This window comes from Carboxylicivirga caseinilyticus, from assembly GCF_050589785.1.
GTDB classification, from domain to species: domain Bacteria; phylum Bacteroidota; class Bacteroidia; order Bacteroidales; family Marinilabiliaceae; genus Carboxylicivirga; species Carboxylicivirga caseinilyticus.
Genome location: NZ_JBNGOX010000043.1, coordinates 36076 through 52820 on the forward strand (window position 1 = coordinate 36076; position 16745 = coordinate 52820).

The window sequence follows — 16745 nt, forward strand, 5'->3', positions numbered from 1 at the left end:
ACTAAATGCTAGTTATTAACACTTTAAAAAATCACAAATGTCTCAATTTATGAGTCGGATTAACATAAAAGGAAAAACCCTGTTTAAAATAACATTACTCCTGATTCTCTTTTTCCTCAGTAATCATTGAGTCGGTATCCCAGGCACAATCCATTTCGTTATAGGGATGTTTTTGTTGAAGTAAAAGAATATTTTCGATATGCTCCGAGAATTTACGGGTTTCCATTATAAAATGTGGGTCATTCATTCCATATCGTTGACGAAGGTTATCCATAAATTTTCGGTCGAGATGTCTGAATGTTGTCGCAGCCCGGTGTACCCTGTAATTACTCATACCCAAACTTCGCAAAGCATCCGAACCAAGAGCAACAGCAGAATCAAAAGTTTCCTGTCTGAAAGATTCAATCTTTTTATTGGCCAACTCAAGACCATGAGCCACATCAACGGCTCGTACAACCAATTTTAAATGAGGAAAATGTTTTACTGCCACATCAATGAGTTTATCTATTTGCTGTCTGTCTCCCATCACAATAACCAGTACCTTTGCTTTAAGTGCTCCGGCGGCTTTTAACATATCTGCCTGCGTGATATCGCCGTAATAGATTTTATAACCAAATTTTTTCAAATACTCTATATTGTGGGGATTGATGTCGATAATGGTTGTATTAATTCCATTGGCATTTAAAAAGCGTCCTAACACCATTCCAAATCTTCCAAATCCGGCCATTATAACCGGATTACCCTCATCTACAATAGAATCCTGCTGTAATTCCTTTGCTTCTTTATGAGAAATTCGAGGTAATATGAAACGCTCATTCACAATAAACAATAGCGGAGTAATAAGCATAGAAAGAGCTATCACAATCAGTAAAATGCCTGATGTAAATTCATCGTAAATGGCGTTTTGTGAAGCAAAAGCGACTAAAACAAATCCGAATTCACCAGCTTGTGACAAACTAAAAGTGAACAATAGATTTTGAGATGTACTAAGTTTAAAGATCCGCCCTAGGACGAATAAAACGATAAACTTTATACAAATGAGCAATACTAATAATCCAATTATTAAACCAACATGATCCAAAAACAAATTAAAGTTGATACTCGCCCCCACAGAAATGAAAAATAAGCCCAACAACAAACCTTTGGAAGGTTCAAGATTGTTTTCCAGTTCATATCTGTATTCACTGTTAGCCAGAACCACACCTGCTAAAAAAGTACCCAACGCAGGAGATAAACCAACTGCATCCATACCAATGGCTACCCCAATAACCATTAAAAGAGCTGTTGCCGTAAATAACTCCCTTAAACCGGTATCTGCAATATACTTGAATAAATAATGTGCTACATAACGACCTCCAATCACAATAATTCCAACAGCCAACATAATTAACAGCAAATTTTTCCAGCCTTCATTTGTTAAAACTGTTGTATCAGCAACAGTTGAAGTAGCCACCTGATTAGCCAATAAAGCCAGTATAGCAAAGATTGGCACTACCGCAATATCCTGCATTAATAACACAGAAAAACCATGTCGCCCGGCTCTTGTTTGTAATAATCCCTTCTCTGATAAGGTTTGCAAAACAATGGCTGTTGACGAGAGTGCCAATATGAGTCCGGTTGTAATGGCTTGAGCAAAATTTAACCAGAAAAGAGATGAAATGAGCACTATAATACCAGCAGTAACACCAATTTGCAACCCTCCCAAACCAAATATCAAACGCTTCATACGCCAGAGCATACTTGGATGTAGTTCCAATCCAATCAGGAATAACATGATAACCACTCCAAATTCAGCAAAATGCATCACATCAGCATCTTCAGCACCTACAAGTCCTAAAGCAAATGGACCAATAACAATACCTGCAATTAAATAACCCAATACTGATCCTAAACCAATCTTTTTTGCAATGGGAACTGACACAACGGCTGCCAGCAAATACACCATCATATCAAAGAATATTGTATCTAAATGCATCTTAGTCGTTTAAGTATTCGTTAGCAAACATGTTATTTTTAATCTCCTTCAAAGGTTGTTTTCCATCGCGCAACAAAGAGATAAGCTTAATATAGTCCATCTTAGCTATGTCCAGATCTCTTTCGCTCATTAAATGTGTTCCGTGAAAAACCATTGGTGGTATATACGTCATCTGACATAATGTGGAAGCCTGTTTGTATGGAAGTAGAAACTGAGTTATAGGATAATGATTATGTCCCTTGTAATCATAGGTATCTTTTGATCCACCAGTGGTAATTACCGACATACTGAATTTACCTTTCAGTGCTTCACCGGTGCGACCGTAGGCAAAACCATGTTCCAAAACCAAATCAAACCATTCCTTTAAAATAGCTGGTGCACTATACCAGTAAAAAGGGTGCTGCCAAATGATGAGATCGTGTTGTAGTAACAGATCCTGCTCTCGTTTAATATCAATAAAAAAGTCAGGATACTCTTCGTATAAATCATGAAAGGTTACCCCACTCATTTTTTTCACAGCCTGAACAAGAGCACTATTTACTCTTGACTTATGTGGTAATGGATGGGCAAAAAGTATCAGAATCTTTCTCATAAACTTATATTTTGCATTAAAATACAAGAAAAGCCTTTCTTTTGGAAGGGCTTTTAAAAGTTTATGATTGGAAAATTAAATGTATTAACCTAACCACTCTCCTTTCAATGCTTTTTCGAAACGCTTACTTACTGTTTTCCAATTCACAACACTCCAGAAAGCGGCTATATAATCACCACGCTTATTCTGGTAGTTAAGATAGTAGGCATGCTCCCAAACATCGAGTGTCATCAAAGGAATACCTTTAACTTCTGCCAAATCCATCAAAGGATTATCCTGATTTGGTGATGAGACTACTTTTAAGCTTTTATCATCAGTGAGTATTAACCATGCCCAACCACTACCAAAACGAGTTTTAGCTGCCTTCGAAAACTCTTCTTTAAATGCATCAAAAGAATTAAAATCCTTTACTATGTGACTTAATAAACGAGCTGAAGGCTCACTTTTTTCAGGACTAAGATTTTCCCAGAATAGCATATGATTATAATATCCTCCCCCATTATTTCTAATACCCGTGTCATGCTTTGAAACTTCAGCAAAGATATCGCGCATTGCCATTGTTTCAAGAGGTGAATCTTCAATAGCGGCAGTGAACTTTTTAAAGTATCCTCTATGATGTTTATCGTAGTGCAACTCCATAGTTTCAGCATCAATATATGGCTCCAGCTCATTATACTGATATGGTAAAGCAGGGAAGAAATGACCAGATATCGGACTACTTTTTTGTTCACCTGATTGAGAAGCACCTTGTTTGCTTCCTCCGGCTGTTGTGCATGCACCTACAGTTCCGAGTCCCAGTAAACTAATAAATTGTCTTCTTTCCATAAGTTATATCGGTTTATCAAAATATTTGATTAATCTGTCAATACTAATCAAAGCCACTTAAAAACCTTTAAAAGGTTCAGCTGCAGCCTATTTACAAATAACACGTTTAACAGTTTTTTGTTTAGTTTTGTCACTTAATGTTTTCACATTTCAAAGCAAATTATTTTCTTTAAACTCGTGCATTACAATAACCTGAATAATGAAACACACCTTTTTACTTATTTTTACTTGTTTATTAAGTATAAGTCTTTTTGCGCAAACCAATTACAAAAAACGTGCTGACGACTATTACAAATACTATAATTACCAAAGAGCATTAAAGGATTACCAGCGCCTTTACAGGAAAGATAAAGACAATGCAGAACTGCTTACTCTGATTTCGAACTGCATAATAAAAGATAATACTCTTAGAGAAGAAGCTATCCCCTACCTTGAAAAGTTACTGGAATTAAAGCCTAATGATATTGAAGGCAATTTTAATTTTGCTTTAGCTCTTTATCATGGACATGAGTTTGAAAAATCGGAGAATTACCTCAGAAAAAATGAAAGTTTATTCGCAAGTAATGCTGAATTCAAGAAAAAAACTGAATTACTCCTAAACAATATTCAAAACGCTAAGGCATTGATGCAAAACCCCGTGGATGTTAGTTTTATCAATCTGGGTGAAAATATTAATACAGCGCGTAACGAAATTAATCCTTTTGTTACCGTTGATGAACAAACACTATTTTTTTCATCAGATAAGAAATACAATAGTTTTGCAGGTATATACTATTTCAATGTTTATGTATCAGAAATGAGTCAAAACATACATCAAAATGCTAAAATTATTGGTTCGAAGGTAAATAGTATTTACGATGAAATGGTTGCAGGAATAGAACCTAGTGGTAAAATGCTGATGGTTTATCACAACCGTATGAAAGAAGACAAAATGGCCTACGCCAATTACAATGGCAAATACAATTTTGATTTACTCCAGGATTTTGGTAATCCGTTAGATGGAAAAGGTTCGGAATTTGGAGTTTGGTTTTCGACTGGTGGCGATACGATAGTGTTTTCAGGAGACTCAGATTATGGTGATACTGATCTATATTATGCCATTAAACTTCCGGATAGCAACTGGGGACCTGTTCGCGAACTACCCGGTAAAATTAATTCGAGATACAATGAAAATTTCCCGGTATTATCAGAAGATGGTAAACGAATTTATTTTTCATCCGACAATGAGCATTCGATGGGTGGATATGACCTTTTTTACTCTGATTTAGACACAAAGACTGGAGAATGGAGCGAACCTGTTAACATGGGTTATCCGATTAATGACACGTATGATAATTACAATATATCATGGGTATATGGCAAACGACATGCATATGTTTCAGCCATCCGACCAGAAGGACTTGGTGGACGTGACATCTACAAAGTTGTTTTCAACGAAAAAGATCCCTTTAATTACATCATTAAAGCTGATATAAGATTTGAAAGTGAACAAGGGTTGATAATTCCATCATCGCGACCACGGGTAACCATTACCGATACATTAAACAATTTGGTGGGACAATACAGAGCTTCTGCTGATTCGGCAAAATTCATTATGGCGCTGACTCCCGGATCATATATTGTAAATATAGAAGGCGAAGGATTACCTGAATTTAGTCAACCTTTTGTAATCCCAGAAAAATGGTACAACACCAAAGCTGATAACTTCTTGTTTGTCATTCGAAAAAAAGAAGACGAATAACCGAAAAGCAGATAAGTTTTGAATTTATCCTTCAATAGTAATGGTAAAAGGGTGAATTACTCTATTTTTGTGTTTCAACTATAAAAAATAAGAATGAAACTCCAGCTTAAAAACCCCATTGTATTTTTCGATTTGGAAACTACCGGAATTAATATTGCTAACGATCGTATTGTTGAAATAGCTCTTTTAAAAGTCAGCGTAGATGGAAAAGAAGAATCGTTTTGCTACAAGATAAATCCTGAAATGCCAATTCCGGCTGAATCAACAGCTATTCACGGCATCACAGATGAAGATGTAAAAGATGCCCCTACCTTTAAAAAATTGGGTAAAGAGATAGCAAAAATAATGGAAGGCTGCGATATTGGCGGATTCAATTCTAACAAATTTGATGTACCACTTTTGGCTGAGGAATTCATTAGGGCTGAGATTGATTTTGATATGAAAAAGCGCAAGTTTGTTGACGTTCAAACCATCTTTCATAAGATGGAGAAACGTACTCTTTCGGCCGCCTATAAATTTTATTGCGAAAAAGATCTGGAAGACGCTCACACTGCTGAAGCAGACACAAGAGCTACCTATGAAGTTTTGCTTGCTCAATTAGATCGCTACCCCGAATTGGAAAATGATGTTGAATTTTTAAATACTTTCTCTTCGTTTAATAAAAATGCTGATTTTATTGGGCGTATCATTTTTAACGATAAGGGAGAAGAAGTATTTAACTTTGGAAAATACAAAGGTCAATCTGTTGAAAAAGTATTGGAGAAAGATCCATCGTATTATGGTTGGATGATGAACGGTGATTTCCCACTTTTTACAAAAAAAGTACTGACAAATATTAAGTTAAGAGGTTTTAACAAGAAGTAGTTTTTTAAATTCAGTAGTATGAAAATTTTATGCATTGGTCGCAATTACGTTGATCACATTAAAGAGCTGAACAACCAGATGCCAGCCGAACCTGTGATTTTTTCAAAACCCGACTCGGCGCTATTACTGAAAAATCGCCCATTCTTTATTCCCGATTTTGCTCAAGATTTTCATCATGAAGTAGAAGTTGTGGTGAAGATCAACCGAATAGGTAAAAACATTGCTCCTGAATTTGCCCATCGTTATTACGACGAGGTTGCCTTGGGTATTGATTTTACGGCACGTGACCTACAATCGAAGCTGAAAGAAAAAGGATTGCCCTGGGAAAAAGCAAAAGCTTTTGATGGTTCAGCAGTGTTATCGGAATTTGTATCAACAGACGAATTCGAAAACATTCAAAACATAGATTTCAAACTGGATGTAAACGGAGAAACCCGTCAGCAAGGAAATACCTCTTTAATGATTTATCCTATAGACCAAATCATTGCTCATGTTTCGCAATACTTTACTCTTAAAATAGGAGATTTGATTTATACTGGAACTCCTGCAGGCGTTGGCCCAGTAAAAATCAATGATCGATTACAAGGTTATTTAGGAGATAAAATGATGTTCGACTTTTTGATAAAATAACTGACAAGCAACGGACCGGAGCTCAAAGTCCGATAAGTTATACAGGATCGCATCTTGGCAGCCATTTTGGATGACAGATGTGATCCTTTTACTTTAATTGAATCCAAAGTAAAATCTTCTCAAACCACACCTCATTCTTTATACCTGAAACAAGTTGTTAAATGATCATTTATCATACCAGCCGCTTGCATAAAGGCATAACAAATGGTAGGTCCTACAAAAGCAAAACCTTCTTTTTTCAAAGCCTTACTCATTGCAATTGATTCGGGCGATGTAGCAGGTAATTCTTTTGAATCGGAATAATGATTTTTTATGGTCTGATGACCGGTAAACTGCCAGATATATTTATCAAATGAGCCATGCTCTTTTTGAATACGCAAAAAGGCTTTGGCATTTTTAATGGTGGCCACAATCTTTTGCCTGTTGCGTATAATGGATTCATCCTGCATCAATTCCTCAACCTTTGCATTATCGTAATTAGCAATTTTAACTGCATTAAAGCCATCAAAAGCCCGCCTGAACCCTTCCCTTTTCTTAAGAATGGTTGACCAGCTTAAACCTGCCTGAAAAGCATCAAGAACCATGAACTCAAATAATTTATCGTCATCGTGCAAAGGCACACCCCATTCTTCATCATGGTATTTCTGCATTAATTCTGTTTGATCAACCCAGTTGCATCGTGTTTTCATAGAATCGTTCTAGATGATAAATGTTTAATGCATTAATAATTTAACATAGCACTTACGTACTATGCTGCTACAAACGTCCCTTCGGGACTGTAAAATGGCTTTCCTTTAAATATGGATCGGATCTTCAGTTTAAATATCTCTATAAAGATCCGATCCAGAGCTTTTTATTTCACTACTCAATTCCATAACACTTACGCACTATGCTTGTAAAGACTTCCCTAACGGGACTCGTATATTATATTAAGACAACTTTAAATACTAACCATTACAAGCTGCAGACTCAATGATGCGGACTACAGACTTTATTTCTTTATCTGCACCACATACAATTGGCCATGTGAGAATCGTGAAACTTTAATGTCCGTTCCTTTTTCGATGTAACCCGTTTCGGCCACAGCGTCATAAACCTCATCGTTTATTTCAACTTTACCCGATGGTCTGAGTGTAGTATTGGCTGTTCCACTCTCTCCTACTAATTCCTTCAAAGAAGCTTCCACTCCAATATAACCCAACTCAACATTTTCTTCAGTTGTTAAAGCAATTCTGGCTCCCAAACCACTGTTGCTTGTCAATATTTTTTTACTGATGTAAATAATTGCCAATAACGATCCAAATAATCCTGATAAGACAATTCCCAATGCTTCCAGAAGCTTATTAAAACCAACCGGTTCAAAATCGAATAAGTCATTATCAAGCATACTAAAAGTAAGTCCTAACACCACTAATGTTATACCAGAAACACCTGCTACCCCAAAACCGGGTATTACAAACACCTCCAGACCAATAAGTACCAGTCCGACGACAAAAAGAATTATTTCCCAATTGGCAGCCAAACCATCGATGTACAGTGGGGCAAAATATAAGATAGCAGCTACACCTGCAGCTGCCAGCGGAAAACCTACTCCCGGTGTTTGCAGCTCAAAATAGATACCTCCCATTATAATCAGTATCAATATCCCTTGCAAAATAGGACTGGTAAGAAACCCCTTTAAACCATCGTAAAACGAAGGTTCAAAGTTGTACATTTCATATTCTTCAATATCCAAATGAGCAAGCACCTCCTTCAGGTTATTTGCTTTTCCTTCACAAAAACCGTTTAAAATTGCTTCTTCGGTTGTAAAGGTTAATATTTTACCTGTATCAATAACACCTTCAATGTAAATACTTTCATCCACCATAGCTTCCGCGATATGAGGATCGCGACGCCAAACATAAGTTGTATCATTTCCAACCACAACGGTATCCTTGCCATGAGCCTCAGCCGTTGCTCTGATGGTCGAACGCATGTACGACTGATATTTATCCGGCATTTTCTCTCCACTCTGATTCACCACAGTAGCTGCACCAATATTGGCTCCGGGACGCATATAAATGCTGTCACAGGCAATAGAAATGAGTGCACCAGCCGAAGCTGCGTTATTGTCGATAAATACATGTACCGGAATAGGACTGTTTAATATTTTGGTACGGATAGAATCAGCATATACAACCTGACCACCATAGGTATTCATATGCAACAAAATCACATCAGCATTCATCGCTTCAGCTTCAGCAAAAGCCTCCTGAGTATGAATCCATGAGGTACTGCCTATTTCACGAAAAATTTTGAAAGTATAAACTTTTTTAACTGAATCATTTATCACTTCGGTATTCTGAGCAAATACCAATATAGAAAACAATAAAGAAAATAACAGGGCAAATTTTCGGTACATGATGAGTTGTTTTATTTATAAAAATAGAAAATTTTTAATGTAAATAACACTTGAACACATCAAGTCTAATATAATCTCACATCAACAATAATTGGAATAAACATTTAATATTCATATCTCAGCATGATTAATAAACTAATTCAATTATGGATATGTACTCTATTTTTGCTCAATTATCCTCCTTTCAGCTAAACAAAGAGATGTACTTTTGTTAGGTATTTGGCCTTTATGAAAACAATTAAAATCAAGTTATATGAAAATGAACAAACAAATTTTCGGATTGGGATTTGCTTTTGCTTTTGGAGTCATAGCATGTAATCAACAGCAAACTGAGAAAAAAACACCCCCGGTATTAAGCACTGAAGAATTGGAGGAAATGGCTGATAAGCCAGGCAACCCGATTATCACTCATAAATACACAGCCGATCCGGCAACATTAGTATATAACGACACAGTTTATCTGTATGCCGGTCATGATGAAGCTCCTGCAGGCCGCAATGGTTATGTATTAAATGAATGGCTGATTTTCAAATCAACCGATTTAAAGAACTGGGAAGAGCATCCTGTACCATTCCATGTTAATGAATTCGAATGGGCATCAGGAAGCGCATGGGCTGCTCAAACCATTGAGAAAGAAGGCAAATTTTATTGGTTTGTTACAGCTTATCATGGTCCAACCAATGGATTTGCAATTGGTGTAGCTGTTGCAGACAGTCCAACAGGACCTTTTACGGATGCTATTGGAGCACCACTTATCACAACTGACATGACTCCGGCCCCATTCAAGATTGATGATGGTAAAAGAGATATGAATTGGGATGATATTGATCCAACAGTATTTACAGATGAAGATGGACAATCATACATTTTATGGGGTAATACATCGCTTAAATGGGCAAAATTAAAAGAGAACTTAATTGAGCTGGATGGTGACATCAACTATTTAGAATTACCTCATTTTGTTGAAGCTCCTTGGGTACACAAAAAAGGTGATTGGTACTACTTAACGTATTCTTATAAATTCCCTGAAAAAACAGCCTATGCAATGAGCAAAAAAATTACTGGTCCATGGGAGTTTAAAGGCATTATTAATGAAGTGGCCGGAAATTGCAATACAAATCATCAGGCAATCCTTGAGTACAAAGGAAAAGATTACTTTGTTTATCACAATGGAAGTATACCTACCGACGGGGGCAGTTTCCGTCGTTCGGTTTGTATCGACAATTTATACTATAACCCGGATGGAACCATCAAAAAGATAATCATGACTTCAGAAGGAGTTGATCTGGTAAAATAAAAAATTAAAGCACAAGTATTATGGAGGTTCAATTAGAACCTCCATTTTTATTTCAGATATAAAGTTACACCTACAGCCAATGAAAGTATCATATCTGGTTTAACATATTTTGTTCTGATGGCTTCCAATAAATAAGCATCAAATGCCGATACTTCAGAATAAATACCAACAGCTTTAAAATAATTTCCTTTTATCCCGAACTTTAATTCTCCACCAACAAAAGGGGCAAAATGAATCATATTCTGAAAATAATACTCATCCGGATAATAATCAGGAAGGGTACGAAAGGTATTATTAGTATTTCCCCAGTTTATTGACAATCCTCCATAAGGCATAAAATAGTTAAACAAGGGCTCACGGGTAAATCGAAAGGTATTTTTTAAGGATACCGTAAACACTCTGTTTAAACTACCACCAAAATGCGGTCCTACATAACCAAAGAACATGGCAGGTTGATAAATTTTACCAATTTCATAACCAAATCCTACTGACATATAACCAATACTACCTGCATACTGAACTTTATATTGATCTGGCAATAGCCAACGATGTCGATAATGTATTGTATCATTCTTAATTACCTTGACCCTCTTCTTATATGCATTTTGCAATAATACAGGTAAGTTATCTTTTTCAGCATAGCCTCCCTTTTGGGCAAACACCTCTATCCCAATCAATAAGTATCCTAACACAAAAAAATACCAAATCTGGAGAAGCACTTTATTAAAATTACTATTCATGATTAGTATTTTATTCTTTCAACCAACATTGTGTCTTTTTGAAAATCCAGCACAATTAATTCATCTCTAATACACGATGGCACCATCAAAAAGTTAACCTCTCCATATCGTTGATCATAACTATAACTGTGACCATGCCCATGGATTGATACAGGAACATTAAAATGCTCCATAATACCATTATACAAAAGTTCATTTCCTAAACTAAATTGAGAATCCCATGGCGGTATATGAGCAAATGGAATTACATAATTGTAATTTTCATTCCCTTCCAGAGCATCATTTAGCCACCCAAAATCAGGATCTTCAATTTGTTGCTCCCAAACCACATCATCAAATAGAATAAACTTGACACCTTTATATCCAAATGAGAAGTTATTATCTCCAAACATTTCTTTGTAGATATCCTTTCCATTACCCAAACAATCGTGATTTCCTATCAATGTAAATACTGGAATATTAATCCTATTTACAATGTCGCTATACCATTGAAATTCCCTTATATTGGAACTCAAAGTAATATCCCCTAAATGAATAATAAAATCTAAATCATCCTGAGAATTAATAAAACCTACCTGCTTTTCAAATTCATCATAATATGTATGAGTGTCAGATATAAGGCCTATTTTAAAAGGTTCGAATGTTTTTTCTGCATCACTTGCAATACGCTTATAATTTACTTCATTTTGCTTTCTATCTGAAGCCTTTATTTTGTTTTCATACGGACTAAACTCAATCCATTCATCACATGAAAACAAACTGAACATAACAGGTAAAAAAGCATAAACTATTATTTTCCTCATGTTTCCCCTTATCTATTCTTTCATGAATTATTATTCCACAAAAATATTCCTATTGATACCCCTCCAAATAAAAAAGATACTGAGGTATGAAAACACAAGTTCAAAATGTCGGTAATAAGCCATGAAATGAAAAAGAGGTAAGCTCTTTCGAACCTACCCCCTTTGGCAATTATATATTCTGTATTTGTAGAGCCTATGCTTCTTTTGGTTCAATAACCATTAAAACATCTCCTTTTGAAACTGAATCACCTGAATCAAATTTGATTTCTGTTACCACTCCGTTAACAGTTGATTCAAGGTTATTCATCATTTTCATTGCTTCTAAAACCACAACGGTTTCACCAACTGCAACTTCATCACCCACTTTTTTCTTGTATTCAACTACCATACCCGGTATTGGAGCGTGTAAACTACCGCTGGCTTCCACTTCTTTAGCTTTGTCTTCTTTCTTACGACGCACACGACCAGGAGCTGCAGCTGCATAAGGATCGTTAATTTCAACAGTAAATGTTTCACCATCTACAGTTACTTCCAACTCGCGACCGTTACCGTTTTTAGCCTTTGAAGTTAACTCACCAGAAAGAGCTTTTTTAACCAAGTCTTCTTCTTTCTTAACTTCTTCCATGGTTTTACCCTTCCACTCAGCTGGCACTTCTTCACCTGAATATTTCCATTTCAAGAAACGTTTACCTGTTACAGGGTATAAAGCAACTAATACTTCGTCATCGATATCTTTAGCTAAGTCAGCAAATTCTGATTTAACCCCTTCCATTTCCGGCTCCAAGATACTTCCAGGACGCTCAGTAATAGGATTCTCGCCACGTGGGTAATCTTTCAAAGCCTTTTTCATTACCTCTGGATTGATTGGCTTGGTAGTTTTACCATACAAACCGTAACAAAGGTCTTTTACCTCTTTAGTGATTTGAGCGTACTCACCTTCAAATTTATCAAACAACACATTATTTACTGTTTGAACACCTACAATCTGAGAAGTTGGAGTTACCAATGGAATACTACCAAGATCCTTACGAACTTTAGGTAATAAACGGAATACTTCAGGTAATTTATCCAACGCATCCATTGCTTTCAACTGGTTAACCAGGTTAGATAACATACCACCCGGTGTTTGGTGAAGCAATACATTGATGTCGGTTGTAGAATATTTAGGACTGTTATCAAGGTGCTTGTACTTAGGTATGTATTTTTCCATTTCATCAGCAATCGCTGTGATTTTTTTAATATCCATACCTGAATCACGGTTAGTACCTAACAACGACATGATGATTGGCTCAACAGCAGCATGAGAAGTACGGTAAGCGTAAGGTCCGATACAAGTATCCACGATGTCGATACCTGCCTCGATAGCTTTGAAGATAGCCAAGTCACCCATACCCGATGTAAAGTGAGTATGCAGGTTCAATGGAATATCAGTAAACTGCTTGATTTCGCGAACCATGTTATAGATATCGTAAGGAGCAATCAAACCTGCCATATCCTTGATACAGATTGAATCAACACCAAACTCTACCAATTCCTTTACTTTGTTAAGATAATACTCCATGTTATACACTTCACCACCTAAACGAGGTTCAGTTAAAGTATAACATACTACACCTTGAAAATGCTTACCATTATCTTTGATAACCTTTGCTGCTGTTTCGAAATTACGGTAATCATTCAATGCATCAAAACAACGGAAAATATCCATACCGTTATCGATAGCACGCTGAACAAATGCCTGTACCACATCATCAGCATAGTTACGGTAACCCACTACGTTCTGTCCGCGAAGTAACATTGAGAAAGGAGTTTTAGGCATCACTTTTTTAAGCGTACGCAATCTTTCCCATGGATCTTCACCTAAGTAACGGTGCATAGTATCAAAAGTAGCACCACCCCAAGTTTCAACAGCGTTGTAACCAGCGTTATCAATCATTTCGGCAACAGGTAACATATCTTCTGTACGACCACGAGTTGCAAACAATGATTGATGTCCGTCGCGAAGGCTGACATCATTAATTTTAATTGGATTTTCCGCTTTTGGACGATCCGCGTTATATTGTACTTGGGTCATCTCAAGGACCCCGTGTTTATCGAATTTCATCTTTATTCCTTTTTTAAATGATTTACATCGGTTAAACCGACAATTAAACAGCTTTCATCATCAACCTACCTTTGCGCTGTACATTGGTACGGTTATTCATGATCATTCCTTTACCCATTGCAGCCCAATTGTTGGCAGGTTTTACAACTTCAGCAGCTGCTGCTTTTTCCTGTTCCAGATAATAGGCTACTGCTATCATTGCAGCTTTTCTTTTCTTTTCTCTTTCTGTCATGACAATGCTATTTTATAAAGGAATATTACCGTGTTTTTTAGGAGGCAACACTTCAGTCTTAGTCGACATGATTTCCATTGCATCTACCAAACGCTGACGTGTTTCACTTGGGATGATAACATCATCGATATATCCACGTTTAGCAGCCAAATAAGGTACACTGAAAGCGTCTTCGTATTCTTTTATTTTTTCCTCTGTTTTAGCGGCTTTATCTTCAGCCTCAGCAATTTGTTTACGATAGGTTGAAATTACCTCAACAGCACCTTTTGCACCCATTACAGCAATCTCTGCACTTGGCCATGCAAAAACCATATCAGCACCCAATGGTTTAGAACACATGGCAAGGTACGCACCACCGTAATCTTTACGTGTGATAACTGTAAACTTAGGTACAGTAGCTTCGGCATAACTCCAAAGCAACTTAGCTCCGTGACGAATGATACCGTCCCACTCTTGCTGAACACCTGGCAAGTAACCAGGAACATCAACGAAAGTAATCATTGGAATATTAAAAGCGTCGCAAGTACGAACAAAACGACTGATTTTATCTGAAGCATCGATATCCAAACAACCTGCCTGAATCATAGGCTGATTAGCAATGATACCAACTGATCTGTTATTTAAGTGTCCGAAACCAACAATTGCATTTTCTGCATAATGTTCATGTACTTCCATGAATTCACCGTTATCAAGAACTGATTCGATGATTTTCTTCATGTCGTAAGGTACATTTGATTCATCAGGAATGATTGTATTTAACTCTTCGCATACACGTTGAGGATCATCACCCATAGGAATTTGTGGAGCTTCTTCCAGATTGTTATTTGGCAAATACTCTAGTAATTCTTTGATACCCTCAATTGTTTCCTCATCACTGTCATAAGCAAAATGCGCATTACCACTCTTTGAGTTGTGAACCATAGCACCACCTAATTCTTCAAAGGTAGTTTCTTCACCGGTAACAGTTTTAATTACATAAGGACTTGTGATAAACATATGACTTTTCTTCTTAACCATGAAGATAAAGTCAGTCATGATAGGAGAATAAACAGCACCACCGGCACAAGGCCCCATAATCGCTGAAATCTGGGGAATCACACCCGAAGATCGCGAGTTACGCATAAAAATTTCACCGTATGCTTTCAGAGCATCTACTCCTTCTTCCACACGAGCACCTCCTGAATCATTTAATCCTACCACAGGAGCTCCGGCTTTAACAGCTAAATCCATAACCTTACAGATTTTAGCTGCATGCATTTCACCCAACGAACCACCTCGCGAAGTAAAATCCTGTGAAAAAGCAAAAACGGGACGTCCATGTACTAAACCGTGACCCACAATCACTCCGTCGGATGGAATCTCTACCTTTTCCATACCAAAATTGACCGAGCGGTGTTCCACAAACATGTCTATTTCCCTAAATGACCCCTCATCAAAAAGAACATCAAGTCTCTCACGAGCAGAAAGTTTTCCTTTCTCGTGTTGCTTCGCTACACGACCCTCTCCACCCATTTGTTTGGCTTCTTCTCTCTTTTTTTTGAGCAGCTCAATTTTTTCAGACACTTTCATAAATACAGATAATTTATAATTACACCAAAATTTCTTTAATTCAATTTCGCCATCAAAATTAGATACAGCGATTGATTTTTAGCCAATAGAAATGTTAAAAATTAATAACAAGGCGGCGCAATATCTTAAAATTTCCAAAATTATAGAAATTTTTCTCTATTTTAAATTCAATCTAAACAGAACGGCTGAAAACTAAGACTTTTGTCATCTTTAAAACATGTTTTACAACATAGTTATACAACATAAAACCAATCAAAAGAGGGTAAAATTTTCATTTTTAATACTCAAAAAACACCCGTTCAAATATCAATGGCGAAACTTCAAATTTAAAGGACAATTATATTGAAGTCAAACCCTGTTTTTCTGAAATCACAAATAATTTGATAAAATGATAATGGAGGGAAAAATTGAAACCGATTCAATTTAATATTTTATCAGGTTACTGATTAAGTTCTAAAATTTATTAGAGGAATAAATTTATATAAACATTAATATTTTAGGCACAAATACAAACAATGCTATTATTAGAGCAAAAATAGTCGCCAACAAGGTAGCCGCTGCTCCTAAATCCTTTGCTTTACCCAGAAACTTATTGTAATCCTTTGAAACAGCATCAGCCACATTCTCAATGGCAGTATTCACTAACTCCATAATAAAGACAAGAAAAATTGCTAAAACAACCCACAACCACTCATTCACATTTAACTTCAGAAATAAACCTAATACGACCGCCAGAACTGCTGCAATTAAATGAATACGGGCATTTGCTTCATCTTTGATAAGAATGAAAATTCCCTTAAAAGCACATCTGAAACTCTTAAGTCTACTTTGATGTTGTTTCATAATTTAAAGAAGTAAGATCCATTACTAATTTAAAACAAAAAAGAGGGTGTCCAAAAATTAAACATCAGAACAACGTTAGTTTCAATTTGTAATAAAATATCATTTTATGTCACCCCTAAATCCCCTGAA

15 protein-coding genes are annotated in these 16745 nt (G+C 36.4%); 4 read left to right on the forward strand and 11 right to left on the reverse strand.

The annotated features are described in order from the left end of the window. Window positions 1-94: 94 nt before the first annotated feature. From ACRD62_RS18200 to ACRD62_RS18210, 3 genes are all read right to left on the reverse strand, one after another. Window positions 95-1975, reverse strand: coding sequence for a monovalent cation:proton antiporter-2 (CPA2) family protein (locus tag ACRD62_RS18200; RefSeq protein ID WP_430821540.1), 1881 nt, complete (start codon window positions 1973-1975; stop codon window positions 95-97). A gap of 1 nt (window position 1976) precedes the next feature. Next, complete coding sequence (gene kefF / locus ACRD62_RS18205; protein ID WP_430821541.1) at window positions 1977-2567, reverse strand: glutathione-regulated potassium-efflux system oxidoreductase KefF; 591 nt, start codon at window positions 2565-2567, stop codon at window positions 1977-1979. An 84-nt stretch (window positions 2568-2651) separates the two neighbouring features. Then, window positions 2652-3392 carry a superoxide dismutase gene (locus tag ACRD62_RS18210; RefSeq protein WP_430821542.1) on the reverse strand — a complete coding sequence of 247 codons (741 nt, stop codon included), beginning with the start codon at window positions 3390-3392 and terminating at the stop codon, window positions 2652-2654. A 199-nt stretch (window positions 3393-3591) separates the two neighbouring features. Here ACRD62_RS18210 and ACRD62_RS18215 point away from each other — a divergent pair, with 199 nt between their 5' ends. The 3 genes from ACRD62_RS18215 (at window position 3592) to ACRD62_RS18225 (ending at window position 6627) form a co-directional block, all read left to right on the forward strand. Beyond that, complete coding sequence (locus ACRD62_RS18215) at window positions 3592-5133, forward strand: hypothetical protein (RefSeq protein WP_430821543.1); 1542 nt, start codon at window positions 3592-3594, stop codon at window positions 5131-5133. 93 nt (window positions 5134-5226) lie between these two features. Further along, entirely contained in the window at window positions 5227-5997 is a 771-nt protein-coding gene (locus tag ACRD62_RS18220; RefSeq protein ID WP_430821544.1) for an exonuclease domain-containing protein, read from the forward strand. A gap of 18 nt (window positions 5998-6015) precedes the next feature. Next, on the forward strand, window positions 6016-6627 hold the full coding sequence (locus tag ACRD62_RS18225) for a fumarylacetoacetate hydrolase family protein (RefSeq protein ID WP_430821545.1): 612 nt from the start codon (window positions 6016-6018) through the stop codon (window positions 6625-6627). Window positions 6628-6758: 131 nt separating this feature from the next. On the opposite strand, the gene ACRD62_RS18230 is transcribed toward ACRD62_RS18225, so the two are convergent. Together ACRD62_RS18230 and ACRD62_RS18235 are read right to left on the reverse strand one after the other, a co-directional pair. Further along, window positions 6759-7316 (reverse strand): DNA-3-methyladenine glycosylase I, encoded by a 558-nt coding sequence (locus tag ACRD62_RS18230; RefSeq protein WP_430821546.1) that lies wholly within the window; start codon window positions 7314-7316, stop codon window positions 6759-6761. Window positions 7317-7618: 302 nt separating this feature from the next. Beyond that, complete coding sequence (locus ACRD62_RS18235; RefSeq protein WP_430821547.1) at window positions 7619-9028, reverse strand: NfeD family protein; 1410 nt, start codon at window positions 9026-9028, stop codon at window positions 7619-7621. Window positions 9029-9281: 253 nt separating this feature from the next. Here ACRD62_RS18235 and ACRD62_RS18240 point away from each other — a divergent pair, with 253 nt between their 5' ends. Further along, window positions 9282-10325 carry a glycoside hydrolase family 43 protein gene (locus ACRD62_RS18240; RefSeq protein ID WP_430821548.1) on the forward strand — a complete coding sequence of 348 codons (1044 nt, stop codon included), beginning with the start codon at window positions 9282-9284 and terminating at the stop codon, window positions 10323-10325. 47 nt (window positions 10326-10372) lie between these two features. Here ACRD62_RS18240 and ACRD62_RS18245 read toward each other — a convergent pair whose 3' ends face one another. The 6 genes from ACRD62_RS18245 to ACRD62_RS18270 all read right to left on the reverse strand — a co-directional run bounded on the left by ACRD62_RS18245 (window position 10373) and on the right by ACRD62_RS18270 (window position 16616). Then, window positions 10373-11065: a hypothetical protein gene (locus ACRD62_RS18245; RefSeq protein WP_430821549.1), complete on the reverse strand. Its 693-nt coding sequence runs from the start codon at window positions 11063-11065 to the stop codon at window positions 10373-10375. A 2-nt stretch (window positions 11066-11067) separates the two neighbouring features. Then, window positions 11068-11868, reverse strand: a complete 801-nt coding sequence (locus tag ACRD62_RS18250; protein ID WP_430821550.1) for a metallophosphoesterase family protein — start codon at window positions 11866-11868, stop codon at window positions 11068-11070. Between the two features lie 193 nt (window positions 11869-12061). Continuing rightward, the gene (locus ACRD62_RS18255; protein WP_430821551.1) at window positions 12062-13972 is read right to left on the reverse strand and encodes a pyruvate carboxylase subunit B; all 1911 of its coding nucleotides are present in this window, start codon (window positions 13970-13972) and stop codon (window positions 12062-12064) included. A 43-nt stretch (window positions 13973-14015) separates the two neighbouring features. Next, a complete protein-coding gene (locus tag ACRD62_RS18260) occupies window positions 14016-14204 on the reverse strand; it encodes a hypothetical protein (RefSeq protein ID WP_321410991.1) in 189 nt (62 codons plus the stop codon). A gap of 12 nt (window positions 14205-14216) precedes the next feature. Continuing rightward, window positions 14217-15773 (reverse strand): acyl-CoA carboxylase subunit beta, encoded by a 1557-nt coding sequence (locus ACRD62_RS18265; protein ID WP_430821552.1) that lies wholly within the window; start codon window positions 15771-15773, stop codon window positions 14217-14219. 477 nt (window positions 15774-16250) lie between these two features. Then, window positions 16251-16616 carry a diacylglycerol kinase family protein gene (locus ACRD62_RS18270; RefSeq protein WP_430821553.1) on the reverse strand — a complete coding sequence of 122 codons (366 nt, stop codon included), beginning with the start codon at window positions 16614-16616 and terminating at the stop codon, window positions 16251-16253. Window positions 16617-16745 lie beyond the last annotated feature (129 nt).